Below are 14,962 nucleotides of genomic sequence, written 5' to 3'. Positions count from 1 at the left end.
TGCCATGGCCGAGACCCAGGACGTCGTCGAACTCATCCTTCAGGACCACCGGCGCATGGAGGACCTGTTCCGCCTGATGCGCAGCGTCGAAGCCGACCGGGCCGCCGCACTTCGGGAGTTCGCGGACCTGCTGATCGCCCACGCGCTGGCCGAAGAGGCCAAGGTCTATCCGGCCCTGAAGAGGTACAAGAACATCGACGACGAAGAAGTCGAGCACGGCGAGCACGAGCACGACGAGGGCAACAAGGCCCTCCTGGACCTCCTGGAGGTGAAGGAGGTCGGCTCCGAGGAGTGGGACTCCAAGCTGGAGGACCTGGTGGAGGCCGTCACCCACCACGCCGATGAGGAGGAGCGCACCATCCTCAACGGCGCACGTGAGAACGTGACGATGGAACGGCGCGAGGAACTGGGAGCGGCATTCCTGGAAGAGCGTGAGCGTCAGCTGAAGACCGACTGCGGCTCGACCGACAACGTACGCCGCATCGTCAACCCGTGACCGTACCTTGGCACAGGGGGTCCGGCTCCACGGACCGGACCCGTCCGGACCGCGCAGCCAAGCCGCTTGTGCCGCGAACGCGACACCCAGGATGAAACATCCCGGTTCAGGTTGCCCGACAGCGGCAAGGTCACGACCTTGGTCACCGGTGCCACTGGCTGCGGCAGGAGGGCCGGCGCCTTGGTCGGGGCCGCGAGGCTGCCGTGTGATCGCTGCAACACCGGGGGCCGTCCATCTTGTCATGCGAGGCTCAGACACCGCTTCTGACCGGATCGAGGACGTCCGCGAACCGGCTCAGCGACCTCGCCGTCCGCGACATCCTCGGCCTCGACGGTTTCCGGCCCCATGTCCAGTTCGTCGTCCTGAACACCCCCGGCGCCCGCGAACTGCTCGCCGGCCTCGCTGACAACGCCGACCCCGAGCTCCGTGCGACGCCGCGGCCACTGCTTCGCGGGTCCGGCGTCCGCGTCAGCTCCGTCGGGATCGTCTCGCGGCGATGGCCCGAGCCCGGTCGAACGCCGCGGCCGGACGGCGGCGCTTCGTCCACGGTTCTGCGCCACACCACGGTCCGATCCGCCGGAACTGTTGCAGCGCGGCCTCGTAGCACCACGCTTCGAGCAGGCGGTGAGCCAACAGATGGCGCATCCGAGGCAGGCGCTCGTCGTGGGCGGGGACCTGGTCCAGTGACCGGGCGACGCTCTCCAGCATGTCGTTGACCACACGCGCGGGCGGAAGCGTGGCACTGCGGGGCCGCTGGTCGAGCTCGTCCAGGGCGAGCAGGTAGAGACCGGCGAGAGGACTGCCGACCGGTGCCCGGTGCACGGCGCGTTCGGCGAAGTCCAGCATCAGCTTGTCGGACCCGGCCCATTTGGCAGACCAGTACTGCAGCGCCTGAACGTGCCCCACCCAGTGGTGGGGGGCGCGCTTGTACAACTCCAACCACAGTTGCTGGTACCGGTCGTGGGGGAAGCGCAGCCCACGGGCGGCCGCGATCTGCACGACCCACGGCCCGGGGTCGTCGGATGCGAGCGGCGCAGCCGTCTCGGCCGCGTCCATCGCCTCCCCGAGCAGAGCCGTGAAGTGGCTCATGCGTTCGGTGGGGACGGTGTGCGCGTATCCGCTGCCCCGCACCGCCCAGGCCCGGACAAGGAGCAGGTACGCGTGAACAGTGGCGGCTGCGCAGTCCCTGGGCCGGGCGGCACGCCAGGCATTCAGCCAGGCATCGTCCTGATCGGCCAACTGCCGCAAGAGCTCCAGCCGGGACCAGCGCTCGTCCCAGTCCCGGTCGGCCTCCTCCACGTAGGCGGCCGCGGTTCGCCAGTCACCGTTCCGTGCGGCCTGAGCAACGGCGCTGATGGCCACGGCACGGTCAGCAGGCGGGGGTGGACCGGAACGGCCCGCGTCGAGTTGCTCACGAGAGGGCAGCCCGTAGGCCGTCGGGTCGAAGCGGGCCCGAACCCACAGCTCACCTCCCACCTGGCGCAGTCCAGTTCCGATCCGCCAGGCAAGGGAAACGGCCGCCACGCCGAGGAGACCGAACAGCAGCATCATGGCCCGCATGATCCCGGCCGTCGATCACCTGAGACAAGAGCACTTTGCCGGATCGATCCGACCGCGCCTGCAGTGCGGCCGCATCGGAGTCGTCGCCCGGCAAGCGGCGCCTGAGGTGGACGAGGCTTGAGATCTGGCGCGCCGTAAGCCCTTCTCGCCAAGAAACGGAGCCATCGCCGCGCTGGAGGAGTTCAACCGCTCGCTGCCACATGTCGCCCGTCCCAGGGCCTTTCATGCAGCCGACGTCCCCGTCCCACCGCCCCGCCAGGGCCGGAGTACGGCGCCATGCTCAGCAGGGTGGTCCGCAATCGCGGCTCGGCCGCCGCGAGCTGCCGTTCACGGGGACTGTCCCTCAGCCCAGTGTTGGGACGACACCTCGTCGTCCCAGGACCCGGACCAGCGGTCCTGCCCCCCTCGGTGTCACCTTCGCGGGGAGCCGGACTCGGAGGTCCCTGGTGTCGTGGTCGGCGCGGCCTTCTCCTCGGCCGGCGCCCGGTCGGGCCTCTCGGGGGCCGCTTCGCGCGTGGCCCCCACCGAGGCGAGAGCCACCGCGGCGACGCCCGCCCACTGCGTCCCGGCAAGGTGCTGGCCCAGGAGGAACAGGCCGGTCAGCGCGCCGACCGTCGGCTCCAGGCTGGTGAGCACGCCGAAGACGCGGGGCGGGAGCCGGCGCAGCGCCTCCAGGTGGAAGGTGTACGGCAGGACGCTGGAGAGGACGGCCACCACAGCGGCGACGGCGAGCGTGCCCGGCGCCAGGAGACGAGTACCGGCCTGCACGACACCGTACGGCAGGCTCAGCAGTGCTCCCCAGGCGACAGCCAGGGCGAGGCCACGGCCGTCGGGGATGCGTTCGGCAAGCCGTTTGCCGACCAGGATGTATCCGCCCCAGCAGCACCCGGCGACGGCGGCGCAGACCGCTCCGGCCACATCGAGGGTCGTGCCGGAATGGCTGAGCAGGACGACACCGGTCGCCGCCAGGCACGCCCACAGCAGGTCGCAGAGGCGCCGGGAGCCGCACAGGGCGATGGTGAAGGGGCCGAGGAACTCCAGGGTGGTGGCGGCGCCGAGGGGCAGCCGGTCGACCGCTTCGTAGTAGGCGAGGTGGTGCAGCGCCAGGAGCGTGCCCGCGGTGCCGATGATGCCGAGGGTGGACCGGTCGGCCCGGATCCGTGGTCGCCACAGGGCAACGAGGACGAGCGCGGCGAGGCACAGCCGCAGGGTCACCACTCCGGCCGGACCCACGGCAGGGTAGAGACGGGTGGTGAGCGCGGCCCCGCACTGAAGACCCAGGACACCGCCCATGACGAGTCCCGGGGCAGGTACGGCCCCGAGTCCCCGGCTGATCGCCGCGGCGGCGCGGACGCGAGGCGTGGGGAACTGACTGATGGCTACTGGGCTCCTTCCGGCGGCACGGGTTGGTCGCGCCCGCGCCGCCGCTGGTGACGGGTGGCGCGCCGGTTCGGCCCCGGCGGACTTGGCGGTGGTGCCCCGGCGGTGACCCGGTGGGTCGTCAGCGCCGTTGCGCGATGTCGGGTGGCCGGCGGGCGGGGCGGGGGGACGTGCTCCAGGATCGGCGGCGGTTGAGTACGCCGATGAGAGTGGCCAGGTCGGCGGCGCCCGCGGGGTCATCCGCATAGCGGGTGGTCTGGAGAGGGCCGACCTCCGGAAGCACGATGTCCTCGCGGGCCAGGACGTGGACCAGGGCCAGCAGGGCCGCGCGGGCATTGCCGTCGGCGAAGGGGTGGAAGAACGCCACGTCGAGGTACACACGGGCCGCACGGGCTGCCAACGGGACCTCTGGGCCGGTCGCCTCGCCCAGGCAGGCGGTGAAGTCGGCCCGGGTGCGCGGAGTCAGACCGTAGCGCTCACGGCCGCCCTTCGCATAGGCGTCGTTCGTGCGGAACGGTGCCTCTGCTTCGCCGAGGACCTCTCGCTGCCAAGCGGCCAGCCGGGCGAAGTCCAGCGGAGCACGGCGTGCGGCATCGGCGCGGGCCAGAGCGTGGGCGGTGAGCAGACGCTTCGCTCGAACGGGGTCGCGTCGGTGCACCGGCCCTTCGCACCAGGCCCGGAACCCGTCGCGCACAGGTAGAACCCGCTGCAGGGCTGGTGCTTGGTGCCAGTCGATGTCACGGCGCACGCGCAGCCAGATCGAAAGACTGTCAGCCGCGGTCATGGAAATCCTCCAAGGCCGCACGATCACGGTGATCCTGATAGGGAGCATGGCCGGTGAGGCCGACAGCGAGGTCCTCCCCAACAGATTCGATCACTGTCCGTCCCGGGGTGACCCAGCTCTCGAACCGGCCGCCGATCGCACGCTCCACCGCCTGCTCGGCTTCTACCTGGTCCGAGCCGGTGCTGTTGAGGAACCAGCGCAGGACCTGCGCGGCCTGCCCGTGCCAGCCGCCCTCGGCGCCCGAGTCCAGGGCAACGGTCACCAGGCGGACGCAGGCCCGCTCCACATGCCAGCTGCGATCTTCGGGAGAGGCTTCGGGCGGCGGCGCCAACTCGGCGAATCGCCGGGCCATGTCCTCCAGCCACTGGCGCCACTCCAGCAGCGCGGCTACGACGCGTGCCGCGGTCTCCTCAGGGGTGGTCACCGAGCTCGGCCCGGTGACCCAGCTGCCGATGGGCCCGCCGTACAGGTAGCACCAGTTCCATCCCTGGGCCCAGTTCCCATAGCGACCCCGGATGATCGCATCCAGCTGCTTCTCGCACCAGCGTTCGCCCTGCCACCAGCCCGCCATGCCTGAGAGCACGGGTGGCACCCACTCGCGGACCAGCGTGCGCAGACGCGCTTCCTCGTCCGCGTCCCAGCGGAACGGGTGGCGGGCCGGGTCGAGGTCATCCCAGCTCCGCAGGCCTGCGGCAGGCGGCACGAGGTTCTCGGGGAAGGGCAGGGAGTCTCGGTTGTACGTCAGCGCTGGCCTGCTCTTCCTGTCCGATGTGATCAGCCCTCCCAGTCTCGGCCCGCAGGCCCCGCGGTGGCGAATGGTTTTCCCGGCCGGCACCCCGCGCGGCCACTGGTCCTCCATGCCCCCGCGGTAGTGCTGCCGTACCTCGCCACGCCGGTCGAAGAAGAACATCCGGAGCAGACAGTGACGGGCCTCGGTGATGTGCAGCCGCTTGCCGAGCATCCGACGGTAGTCGTCGTCGGAGATGAGCCGTTGCAGGTGCGGGGTCTTGAGGTCGAGCACCTGCGCCTCGGCGTCCGCCCCGTCCCGGCCCGAGCCCGTCGCCGCTGATGGAAACCGCTGGCGCCACTGCTCTCCGCCCCAACGGGTTCGCGGCCACGATCGGAGAGCGACGACAGGCCAAGCAGGACCGCGGCCGACGTATCGAGCCAGAGTCGCTCCGAGTTGCTCGGCCGTCGTCCTTGGACGGTCGAACGAACCATGGCCTGACTCGCCGAATGCCGCCGACTTACCACATGGGATGACGGCTTGGCGCCGAGCCGAGACTACCTCCGTACTCCGCAGCCCATCACTCGGCCGCGTCTTGGCCACATGGGTCGCGGCGATGTGGGCAATCGGTGATCAATCCCGAGACGTGTCGCGAGAGGAGCTATTCGTGCAGAAGAGAAAGTGGATCACTGGTGGCGCGCGCGAGGAGCTGGCCCAGAGCTTGGCCAGGGAGTACGAGGACGGGCAGTCAATTCGTGCTATAGCCGACGCCCACGGCAAGTCGTACGGCTTCGTGCATCGTGTCCTCACCGAAGCGGGAGTCCCCTTGCGGTCCCGTGGAGGCGATGTGCGCTCGGGCACCACCCGGCCGGTGGGCTGACAGCCGCCGTATCGCCAGCGCTGCCGCCGGCGCGGACCGCGGGGGCCGGTGGCAGCGAGGCATACGGTGATCTGCGGTGAGCCAGGCCCTCACTGCAGCCGATGCCCTCTTGGACTCGTCAGGTGCGGTCCGCGGGCCATCGCACACGCTGAGGCGGCGGAGGACAACTGGTGCGAGCTGCAGCGGTCCCTGACGCAGGCGGCCGCCTGCGCGGCCTCGATCGCCTCGCGACAGCGACGCCACTGGGCGTCGTACTCCTCGCCGCTACACCCCGAGCACCCGTTTCACCCATGGGAAGCTCTGCATCTCAATCCAGCCGACCGTCGGATTCGAAAGTTCAGCAGGAATTGAAATTGATGTTGTTGTTTCCGACATTGCACTTGTTGCTAGTGTTCGTGCGATTGTTTCCGCGCCAGCTCCACTTGTGATCGTTGCCGTTATTCCCCTGTTTCGTACCGGTGTTGTTGTTCCTGCCGTTCCCGTCTCCGCGACTGCCACTGCCACTGCCGGTGGGGTTGCATCTGTTGCTGGCGTTATTGTAAACGCACCCACCGTTGTTGTTTCCGCTGCCGCTGCCGGAGCCGCTCCCACTGCCACTGCCGGTGCCGGTGCTCGTGGGATTGCAACTGTTGCTCGCATTGTTGTAAACGCACCCACCATTGCCGCCCCCACTGCTGCTGCCGCTGCCGGAGCCGTTCCCACTGCCACTGCCGGTGCCGGTGCCGGTGGGGTTGCAACTGTTGCTGGCGTTGTTGTACACGCAGCCGCCACTGTCCATACGCGCCGCCGTGTAAGTCCCCGTAGTCGCCGGGGTGGCGAATGCGACAGAGGGCCCCAGAGCACCTCCTGCCGCCAGTGCAGCCGATGCGGTCAACAGCGCCGCACGCTTTGCGAGCTTGTGAGACATGACGATTCCTTTCCCATGACTAGAATCCTGCCGGTAGGCAACCCAATTCGATCGTGAAAGGAATTGATCGCAGAATGCGCCACCAGGTCTCGACCTGATGAGCTGCCGGAGTCATTTCGGCGGCGCAATGGGAGGAATTCCGGGACACCCGGCGTCTGGGCTCTTTCGGCAGTATGCCCTGCCGCAGCGGGGGGCACATCGGGTGAACACCCTAGATTTCACCGCGCCACACCCCACATGGCACCCAGGATTCGAACCTGCGACACCCGCTTCAGAGCTGAGGCTGGGGTGTCTGGCGGGTGACCTGCCCCGTCCACGGCCGAGCCGGCGGGTGCCCGTGTGCCTGCCAGCCGCCGTGCTTCCGTGGAAGGCATCGCCCATGACTGGACGTGGCCGCGGGAGTCCGGGCGCGTCCTTCGTCGTACCCATGACGATGTGCGACCCGTTTCAGGTGAAGTTGACCGGTACGTTGCGCGGGGTTCCGTCCTTGGCGACGCAGGCAAGGCGTGTCAGGTTACGGGCTGGCTGATCGGGCGGTTCAGAACCTCGATGATGTCGTTCGGCTGCATGGATCGGTTCCTCTTGTCAGCGCAGGTGCTCGGCCAGTCCGACGATGATGCCCTCCGGGCCGCGGATGTAGCAGAGCAGATAGCTGTCCTCGAACCGGGCAATCTCGCCGACCAGTTCGGCGCCGTGAGGGCGCAGGCGGGCAACGGTGTCCTCGATGTCATCGACGGCGAACATGACGCGGTGCGTGCCCAGAATGTTGTGCGGCCGGTTGGGCGGCCCGGCGCTGATCACCGCGGGGCTGCGGTATTTCGCCAGCTCGAGCCGCGGCTGTGACCGTCAGGGGTCCGGAGCATCGCGATGTCACAACGGACGCCGTCGAGCCCGGTGCACTGGTCGGCGAAGAGGCCTTCGACCTCCGCCCTGCCGTCCAGTTCCATACCGAGTTCCACGAAGAACGCGATGGCGGCATCCATGTCCTCGACGACGATGCCGACGTTGTCCATCCGCTGAATCGCCATGCGGGTTCCTCCTTCTTCCTCGTGCGGCCGGTGATGGCCGCTGATGTCGCCGGGACGGAACCGGCGGCGCGTTCTCGACATCCGCGGACCGTCGAACTCCGGAAAATCCGGATCGCGCCTCCCTGATTCAATTTATGGTGCCGGGTCGCCCTTGGCGGGTGGATTTCCCTGTGCCGCTCACCCTCGCCGCATCCGTCCAGGCCGCGCCGCCCGGGTCGGCACCTGAACCAGCGGGTGTGCCCGCTCCCCTCCACCTACTGGGCCATCACGACGCGGCATGGAAACTGGACGGAGCGCTCGTCTCATCGCCGCTACGCCCTGAGGACGCCCATTACGGCGAGCGGACGATCGGCATCGTGCTTCCACCGGCGTGGTGGCGGCCCTGGTCCCGCTCGTGCGGGGCGCACCGTGATCACCGGTGGCTGGAGGCGATTCCGCCGTCGATGTCTGGGATCCAGAAGCAGATGTCCAACGTCTTCAGGCGGTCCGGTGCCGCACACGGCGGCCATGAGCCTATTTCAACCCGGTTGAACCTCATCCTTCCCAGGTCTCGTTCTGCCCAGACTCGACCAGCCCTCTCGTCCGGATTCCGTTCAGCGCACGGCTACACCCCGCATTGCGAAACGCAGCTCCTCGAACAGGTCACGCAGCTCGGTCGGCATGCGGGGCGCCACGACCGCGCCCACCTCCAGCAGGAGCCGGACGCTACCCCGGAACTCCTTGTCGCCGGTAGGCTCGCCCAGCATCCTCGCCACCTCGATCAACGGAACGGCGATGGAGGCCTCGACGTCGTCCGGAAGGCTGTCGAGGTAGACGTCGTCCTCGGTGAGCACGAGATCCACGATGCGCCGGGCGGCTTCCCTGACGGACTGCGAACCGATCTCGGACGGCACGGTCACCCCATGTCAGTCGGTGTGTGAGTCTCTTCGAACTTACCGGGGTGACCGAACTTACCGGGGTGTCCGCGAGTTGGACTGCCAGTGCGGTGAAGATCCTGGCAGCCGCCTCGACGAAGGCTTTCGTTCCTGCTCGACGGAACCCTGTTGCCGTTCGGCCGCACAGCTGCCGACCAGCTCTTCTACTCCGGGAACCACAAGAAGCACGGCATGGACCTGCAAGAAGTCGTCGCCGATCCACTCGGCCGCCTGCTGCGGGCATCTCCGGCAGTGCGCGGCGCTGTCCACGACATCCGCGGTGCCCGTGAACACGGCATCGTCGACGCCCTTGCCGCAGCAGGCGTCCGGTGCCGGGCCGACAAGGCCTCGCTCATCGCCACCGGAGTGGAGGACCTCGTAGGTCTGTGACAGCCGGCCGACGCCCCGGCGGACGGACAACTCTCGCCCAGCAACTGTCGACAGGGCCGACGCAACGACGAGAATGGACACCCACTCACGCCCGGGGGGCAGCGTGTTGCCGTATCGCCGCCAAGTAGCCGGCCCGAGTCGCGGCTGGCTGAAGTACCTTACCGCCGTGGGGATCGGAGCCTGCGCGCTGGGACTCGCCGCCACCTGGACGACCGGTCCTCTCGCCACCGGAATCGGCGCCGCCGTCACGGCCGTGTACAGCCTCGTGGCGGACCACATGCGACCACAGCGGGCTGGTTCGCACGCCGCGGCCCTGCTGCGGACCACCGCGGGCCGTATTCCGACATTCCACCAGCTGGACCGTCCCGAACTGGCCGGCGTGCACCCCGCGGAGGGCCAGCACGCGCAGCCGGCACCCCCCTATGTGGAGCGTGATGCCGAGCCGCTGTTGCGGGAGGCGCTGACACAAGGCGGCTTCGTCCTCATCGTGGGTGAGTCGACCGCCGGAAAGACGCGGCTGGCGTACGAGGTCGCGCGGTCACTCTTTCCCCGGCACGCTTTCGTACGCCCTCTGACCAGGACCGCTCTGGCTGCGGCCATTGAGGTGGCCCGGCGCCGTAGGCGCGCCGTGCTGTGGCTGGACGATCTCGAGAACTTCCTGGGCGCCGACGGGGTGACCCCGTCCATGCTGGCCGGGCTGGTCCAGGGACGGGCTGGGTGTGCCGTGGTGCTGGCGACGATGCGTTCGGAGGAGTACCGCCGTTATGACGCCCGGGAGGAGAGCAGGCTCACCGGATCCGACCGGGATGCGTGGCGGGTCCAGCGAGAGGTGCTCGACCAGGCGAGGAAGATCCGCCTCGCCCGTCACTGGTCGAGGACGGAACAGCACCGAGCCGCGGCGCATCGGGCCGACCCGCGGATCCGACTCGCCCTGCAGAGCTGCGACCGGTTCGGGCTTGCGGAAGTCGTCGCAGCGGGCCCCGAGTTGCTTGCGGCCTGGGAGAACGCCTGGGCGCCCGGGGCCAACCCACGCGGCGCGGCCGTGGTGGCCACGGCGGTCGACTGTCGCCGCGCGGGACTGCGCCGCCCTGTGAGCAGGCAGTGGCTCCAGGAACTCCATCCGCCGTATCTCGCCGAGCGCGGCGGCCCGGACCTGCAACCCGAGCCCTTCGAGCAGGCGATGCAATGGGCCTGCAAGGCCGCCTACGCCACGAGCGGACTGCTGGTCGGCAACTACAGTCAGGGCTACATGGCGTTCGACTACCTGCTGAACACGCCGCGCCTTCCGCCGGTGCCGGATCATCTGTGGGAGGCACTGCTGGGCCGTGTCGGCCCCGCCGACGCCTACGACATGGGGCTGGTCGCCCACCAGCTCAACCAGTTGTCGCGCGCGGTCACAGCGCTCGGACTGGCCCGGGAAGGGGGAGCCGCCGGCGCGGACTTCCTGCTGGCGATCGCTGTGGGAGACCGTGGCTGGCCGCGCCAGGCGGTGCGCAATCTTGAGGAAGTCGTACGGCGCAGGCGTGCCGACCTCGGTCCGGGCCATCCCGAGACACTGTCCGCCCGGCACCAGCTTGCGTTCTTCAAGGGGGAGGCCGGCGACGCGCATGCGGCCGAAGCCGCGTTCGGCGAACTGGTGGCCGACACGACGGCGATGCTGGGACCGACCCACACCGACACGCTGGCCGCCCGGCATCAGCAGGCCTACTTCGCCGGAGAGGCCGGCGACACCCGGACAGCGGTACGGCAACTGCGGGCTCTCCTGGAGGACCGATTACGGCTGGAAGGACCGGACCATCCCCAAGTCCTCGCCACCCGGCGCAGTCTCATCTGGTTCTCCAGCCTTCATGAGGATCTCGGCGGGGCCCAACTCCAACTGGGTCGACTTCTCGAGGATGCGCAGCGCTGTCTCGGGCCGGACGACCCGCACACGCTCGCCATCGTGAGCAGCCAGGCCGCACTCGCTGCCCGGGCGGGCCGAGCGGACGAGGCGGAGGTGGCATTCGCGCAGTTGGTGATCGACCGAAGCCGGGTACTCGGCCCAGACCACCCCCACGTCGTACACACCCGCCTGCAAAGGTGCCAAGCGCTGATGGCCCAAGGTCGCACCGCGGAGGCGTGTGAGCTGCTGACCCAGGTCCTCCAGGACGCGGAGCGCATCCTCGAGCCCGGACACCGCCACATCCATCTCGCGCGACTCATGCTCGGCCAGGCTCAGGAGTGATGCGAACGTGGTCGGCCTGCACCGTCCGGCCGAGCCACTGCTGCCGACAGCGCCCGCCGGTACGAGGCTGCTGCACGTGCGGCCCCGCGATCACCAACCCGAGCCCTCCGAAGGTCAGCGGCATCGGCCACAGCGGAACGAACCCGTCGCTGCGCGCGTCCGGCGGGCACCTGCCCACGCGTACCTCAACTTGCATGCCGATGCGAACTGACGCGAGGCACAGACGCTTTGGGCAACGCCGTGGGTGACTTCGAGCAGGGCCGGCAAGCCGTCGAGGATGTGCGGCGCCAGGGAGAAGACGTGCCTGCTTGCAGGTAGGCGCCGGCTGGGGGCCGTCGATGCAGGGCTGCTGGCTGCGCGGGAAGCGTCACCGGCAGACAGAAGGCACTCACATTGCTCCAGAATCGGTCGATTAGCAATAAAGTCTCCCCCTTCTCCGCTACGTCCCTAGGCTCGCCGAACAGTCCGCCGACATATGACTCACGGAGGTCCTGCGTGCTGCACCCACCCCCAGAGGACGCTCAACAGCTCGTCCTGCCCGACGGGTTCGACGCGCTGATCCGCGTGCTCGACCGGTACGTCACCGATCGGCGGGCAGGCCTGCCGTGGCGGGCGCGCTCTCGCGGGCGCGCACTACCGGCCGTGCTCCTCGCCCGTGAACCGGAGGGAGGCCCGGCGGCGAGCACCGCCGAACCGGACCCAGCGCTCACCGCGCTGGTTCTGGCGTACCGTCAGCGGCTGCTGACCACGGGACGCGATCCGGTCCAGCACCTCGCCGGCCTGGTACCGCACGCGGTCGTCGACGACGCCCTTCTCGCCAGGGGCGGCCCGCGGGAGGACGACGCGGGCGGGCCTCACGTACTCCTCGTGGAGGAGGTGGCCCGTCAGCTGCGCACCTCCATGCCGGACCGGACCGGTACCTTGCGGCTGCGTGAGTTCGACACCCTCCTGGCGGTGCTGCGTGCCCCGATACCGGTGGGGGACGACACCGAAGCCGACCGGAAAGCTCTTCGGGAGATGCTGGTCGACAGGTATGCCCGGCGGTTCCAGCCGGCCCCTGGAGCCGCGCAGCTCGGGGACGCCGTAGGCGGTCCGTGGGCGGCGGCCGTGCGGTGGGTGACTTCGGTACCGGTCGGTTGGCTCTGGCGCCTGTGGTACGGCATACGCGTGGACCGGCAGCATCCTTGGCTGGGTGCCCGGTTGAACCAGCCCGGCCGCAGCTTCCTCGACGCCGCGCTGGCCCTGCGCGCGGCGCACCAGTACTCACGCACCCGTGACACGGCACGGACGCAGCCCCCGGAGTCGGCGGTCATGGCTGCCCGCGACGAAGCGGTGGTCCGCCAAGTTCTGCTCATCGCGCTGATCCACGACCTGGCCAAGGCGGCACGCCCCCCGGCGTGGAGCCGGCGCCGCCCGCGGCGCGGATGGTCGTTCGTCCTCTTGCTGCCGACCGTGGGCGGCGACGGGTCCGCCTGCCGCAAGCTCCTGGACACTTACGCCGCCACGGCCGGCGACGCCGGCCCCAGTCCGCTGCTCGTACTGGGCGCGGCCACGGATGACATCCCGTCGTACGCCGCTCCTCCCGCACCGCAAGCCGTACCGGCCCAGAGCGGTTCCCGCACCCACCGGGCGGGCCGTGCGGTGGCCACGCTGTTCTCGGCGGCGATCGCAGGCCGGGGCGCCGAAGCCGTGTGTGTGCTCCCGCTGCCCCGGACCCCGGACGACGGCACCGCGGCGGAGTGGCTCGCCGGGCACCGTGTCGTCAGGACTCGGCGCGCCGCCGCCTGGGACTGTTGGCGGCCTGTGGCCGCTACCGTCGCAGCCGCCTTGCTGCTCGCCGGCGGCTTCGCCGGCTACCGGGCAGTGCTGTCCCTCCTGCCCGGCGAACGCTCCCCCGCCTCCTGTCGAGAGGTGGCGACCGGACAGGTCGTGGGCCTCACCGACGGTACCGACGGCTGCGACCTCGCGCACGGGCTGTACGCGCCGGAGCTGCGGAAGCTGGAGCGGACCCTCGGTGAGCAGAACGCGCTGGTCGACACGAGCCGCCCTTACCGCACGCTCGTCTTCTTCGCACCGCTCAGTGTGGGTTCGGAGTCGAAGCGCACTGTACCGACCGGCTTCCAGATGCTGCGTGGCGCCCTGCTGGCCCAGAAGCAGGTGAATGCCCGGCATCTGAAATCCCAGGTGCCCGTCCGGCTACTCGTGGCCAACGCAGGCGAGTACTTCCGCTACGGCTCCAGCGGCGGTCTCAACACCACCAATCACACCACCGTGGACGTCGCACAGATGATCCTCGACAGGGCGAGCACGGACCACATCGCAGCCGTCATGGGCCTGACCCAGAGCCGGCCGGAGTCCCAGCAGGCCGCGATCGAACTGGGCACCAAGGGCCTCGCCGTCCTCGGCACCGGAGTCACGGGCCAACAGATGGTGGAGGGCGAATCGCCCGTGTCCTACTTCCAGCTCTCCCCACCCGACGCGCGCATCGCCTCGGTCATGGCCTCCTTCGCCCAGCACTCGCCCCGGCTGAGAGCCCTGGCCAAACCCACCTCGGGCCACGTCGCGCCGGCTGCCGTAGTGGTCTACGACCCGAGCGACAAGTACTTCAGCAACGACCTGGCCAACCGCTTCGACACGGCCTACAAGCCGGCCGGACCCGTGTACCGGGTGCCGTACGGCGAGGTGGACGACCGGCGAACCTCGAACGTCGCCCAGACGGTCTGCGCACTCGTTCACCGGACCAACGGGTTCGTCCTGTACGCAGGCCGCTCCGGCGTCATGGAGGATCTGTTCCATTACATGCAGGGCGATCCGGGGTGCCGCGCCCGCCAGAACCGGGTGGCGGTCCTGGCGGAGAGTCCGGCCCCGGACCTGACCCTGCATCCGGAACGGATGCAGCAGGAGTACGACGCGCTGACGTTGTTCTACAACCAGTTCAGCCTTCCGGACCGACAGGGACCGTTCGCAGGGCTCTTCCACGCGGCGTTCCACCTGTCCGCGGAGAACGACGCGGCCCTCGGCTACGACGCGGTCAACGTCCTCTCCGACATCATGGACGCCATCTTCACCACCGATCCCGCGTTCACACCCAGTTCCCTGGTCACCCAGCTCCAGGACCCGGGCGTGTCCCGGTATGTCGGCGAGTCCGGCGTCATCACGCTGAACAGCGACCACAACTACCCGCCGGACAAGGAGATCCACGTCCGCGAGATTCCCTCCCACGGCAAGCCACTCACCGACCTCACCTGCGGTGTACTCGCCAAGGGCGCGCAGCGCGTCACCCACTGGGGCTCCGACGGCCGCTTCACCTGCCCGACGGACGACCCGTCCTGATACCGCAGTGTGCGCGGTCCTCCCCAGCCGGGCCGCCGCGCGTCGTCCACCCGGCACTGAACCTCACCGCTGGGATGCTCCCCCAGCCGAACGCTGAGCGGGCGTGAGGGCTCCTCACGCCCTGCCCGCTCGGCTCGCTGTCGGCGTCGTCACGCCGGTACCGGACGATCAGCGTCCTTGCCCCACAGACGCGCCCTGAACGAACAAGTCGGGGGTGAGAGGCGCGGACGCCCTGAAAATTCTCGTCAGTAGGCGGAGTTGACGTTGTCGATGGAGCCGTAGCGGTGTGCGGCGTAGTTGGCGGCGGCGGTGATGTTGGCCACCGGGTCGGTGACGCTG

10 protein-coding genes and 2 pseudogenes are annotated in these 14,962 nt (G+C 69.4%); 5 read left to right on the top strand and 7 right to left on the bottom strand.

Going from position 1 to position 14,962, the window contains the following annotated elements:
- Positions 1-4: 4 nt before the first annotated feature.
- On the top strand, positions 5-496 hold the full coding sequence (locus ACIHEJ_RS37320) for a hemerythrin domain-containing protein (RefSeq protein ID WP_400142244.1): 492 nt from the start codon (positions 5-7) through the stop codon (positions 494-496).
- Between the two features lie 468 nt (positions 497-964).
- Here the strand turns inward: ACIHEJ_RS37320 and ACIHEJ_RS37315 are convergent, their stop codons facing one another.
- The 4 genes from ACIHEJ_RS37315 to ACIHEJ_RS37300 all read right to left on the bottom strand — a co-directional run bounded on the left by ACIHEJ_RS37315 (position 965) and on the right by ACIHEJ_RS37300 (position 5,241).
- A complete protein-coding gene (locus tag ACIHEJ_RS37315; RefSeq protein ID WP_400142242.1) occupies positions 965-2,047 on the bottom strand; it encodes a hypothetical protein in 1,083 nt (360 codons plus the stop codon).
- A 420-nt stretch (positions 2,048-2,467) separates the two neighbouring features.
- The gene (locus ACIHEJ_RS37310; protein WP_400142240.1) at positions 2,468-3,349 is read right to left on the bottom strand and encodes an EamA family transporter; all 882 of its coding nucleotides are present in this window, start codon (positions 3,347-3,349) and stop codon (positions 2,468-2,470) included.
- Positions 3,350-3,557: 208 nt separating this feature from the next.
- The gene (locus ACIHEJ_RS37305) at positions 3,558-4,220 is read right to left on the bottom strand and encodes a Fic family protein (RefSeq protein WP_400142238.1); all 663 of its coding nucleotides are present in this window, start codon (positions 4,218-4,220) and stop codon (positions 3,558-3,560) included.
- The gene (locus tag ACIHEJ_RS37300) at positions 4,207-5,241 is read right to left on the bottom strand and encodes a Tn3 family transposase (RefSeq protein WP_400142236.1); all 1,035 of its coding nucleotides are present in this window, start codon (positions 5,239-5,241) and stop codon (positions 4,207-4,209) included. Before ACIHEJ_RS37300 ends, ACIHEJ_RS37305 begins: the two co-directional genes overlap by 14 nt.
- 373 nt (positions 5,242-5,614) lie before the next feature.
- Between ACIHEJ_RS37300 and ACIHEJ_RS37295 the strand changes: the two genes are divergently transcribed.
- Entirely contained in the window at positions 5,615-5,827 is a 213-nt protein-coding gene (locus ACIHEJ_RS37295; protein ID WP_400142235.1) for a helix-turn-helix domain-containing protein, read from the top strand.
- Positions 5,828-6,164: 337 nt separating this feature from the next.
- On the opposite strand, the gene ACIHEJ_RS37290 is transcribed toward ACIHEJ_RS37295, so the two are convergent.
- The 3 genes and pseudogenes from ACIHEJ_RS37290 to ACIHEJ_RS37280 all read right to left on the bottom strand — a co-directional run bounded on the left by ACIHEJ_RS37290 (position 6,165) and on the right by ACIHEJ_RS37280 (position 8,655).
- Positions 6,165-6,734 carry a hypothetical protein gene (locus ACIHEJ_RS37290; RefSeq protein WP_400142233.1) on the bottom strand — a complete coding sequence of 190 codons (570 nt, stop codon included), beginning with the start codon at positions 6,732-6,734 and terminating at the stop codon, positions 6,165-6,167.
- 585 nt (positions 6,735-7,319) lie between these two features.
- A pseudogene (locus ACIHEJ_RS37285) lies at positions 7,320-7,762 on the bottom strand (VOC family protein).
- 593 nt (positions 7,763-8,355) lie between these two features.
- Positions 8,356-8,655 carry a hypothetical protein gene (locus ACIHEJ_RS37280; protein ID WP_400142231.1) on the bottom strand — a complete coding sequence of 100 codons (300 nt, stop codon included), beginning with the start codon at positions 8,653-8,655 and terminating at the stop codon, positions 8,356-8,358.
- Positions 8,656-8,762: 107 nt separating this feature from the next.
- On the opposite strand from ACIHEJ_RS37280, the pseudogene ACIHEJ_RS37275 reads away from it, so the two are divergent.
- The 3 genes and pseudogenes from ACIHEJ_RS37275 to ACIHEJ_RS37265 all read left to right on the top strand — a co-directional run.
- Positions 8,763-9,021, top strand: a pseudogene (locus tag ACIHEJ_RS37275) (transposase family protein); the annotation flags it as partial.
- A 211-nt stretch (positions 9,022-9,232) separates the two neighbouring features.
- Positions 9,233-11,290 carry a tetratricopeptide repeat protein gene (locus ACIHEJ_RS37270; RefSeq protein WP_400142229.1) on the top strand — a complete coding sequence of 686 codons (2,058 nt, stop codon included), beginning with the start codon at positions 9,233-9,235 and terminating at the stop codon, positions 11,288-11,290.
- Positions 11,291-11,785: 495 nt separating this feature from the next.
- Positions 11,786-14,623 (top strand): hypothetical protein, encoded by a 2,838-nt coding sequence (locus ACIHEJ_RS37265; protein WP_400142227.1) that lies wholly within the window; start codon positions 11,786-11,788, stop codon positions 14,621-14,623.
- Positions 14,624-14,962 lie beyond the last annotated feature (339 nt).

It is taken from the genome of Streptomyces sp. NPDC052301 (assembly GCF_044593395.1).
GTDB lineage: Bacteria > Actinomycetota > Actinomycetes > Streptomycetales > Streptomycetaceae > Streptomyces.
The sequence above is the reverse complement of the archived record's forward strand: the minus strand, read 5'-3'. Positions and strand labels throughout refer to the sequence as shown.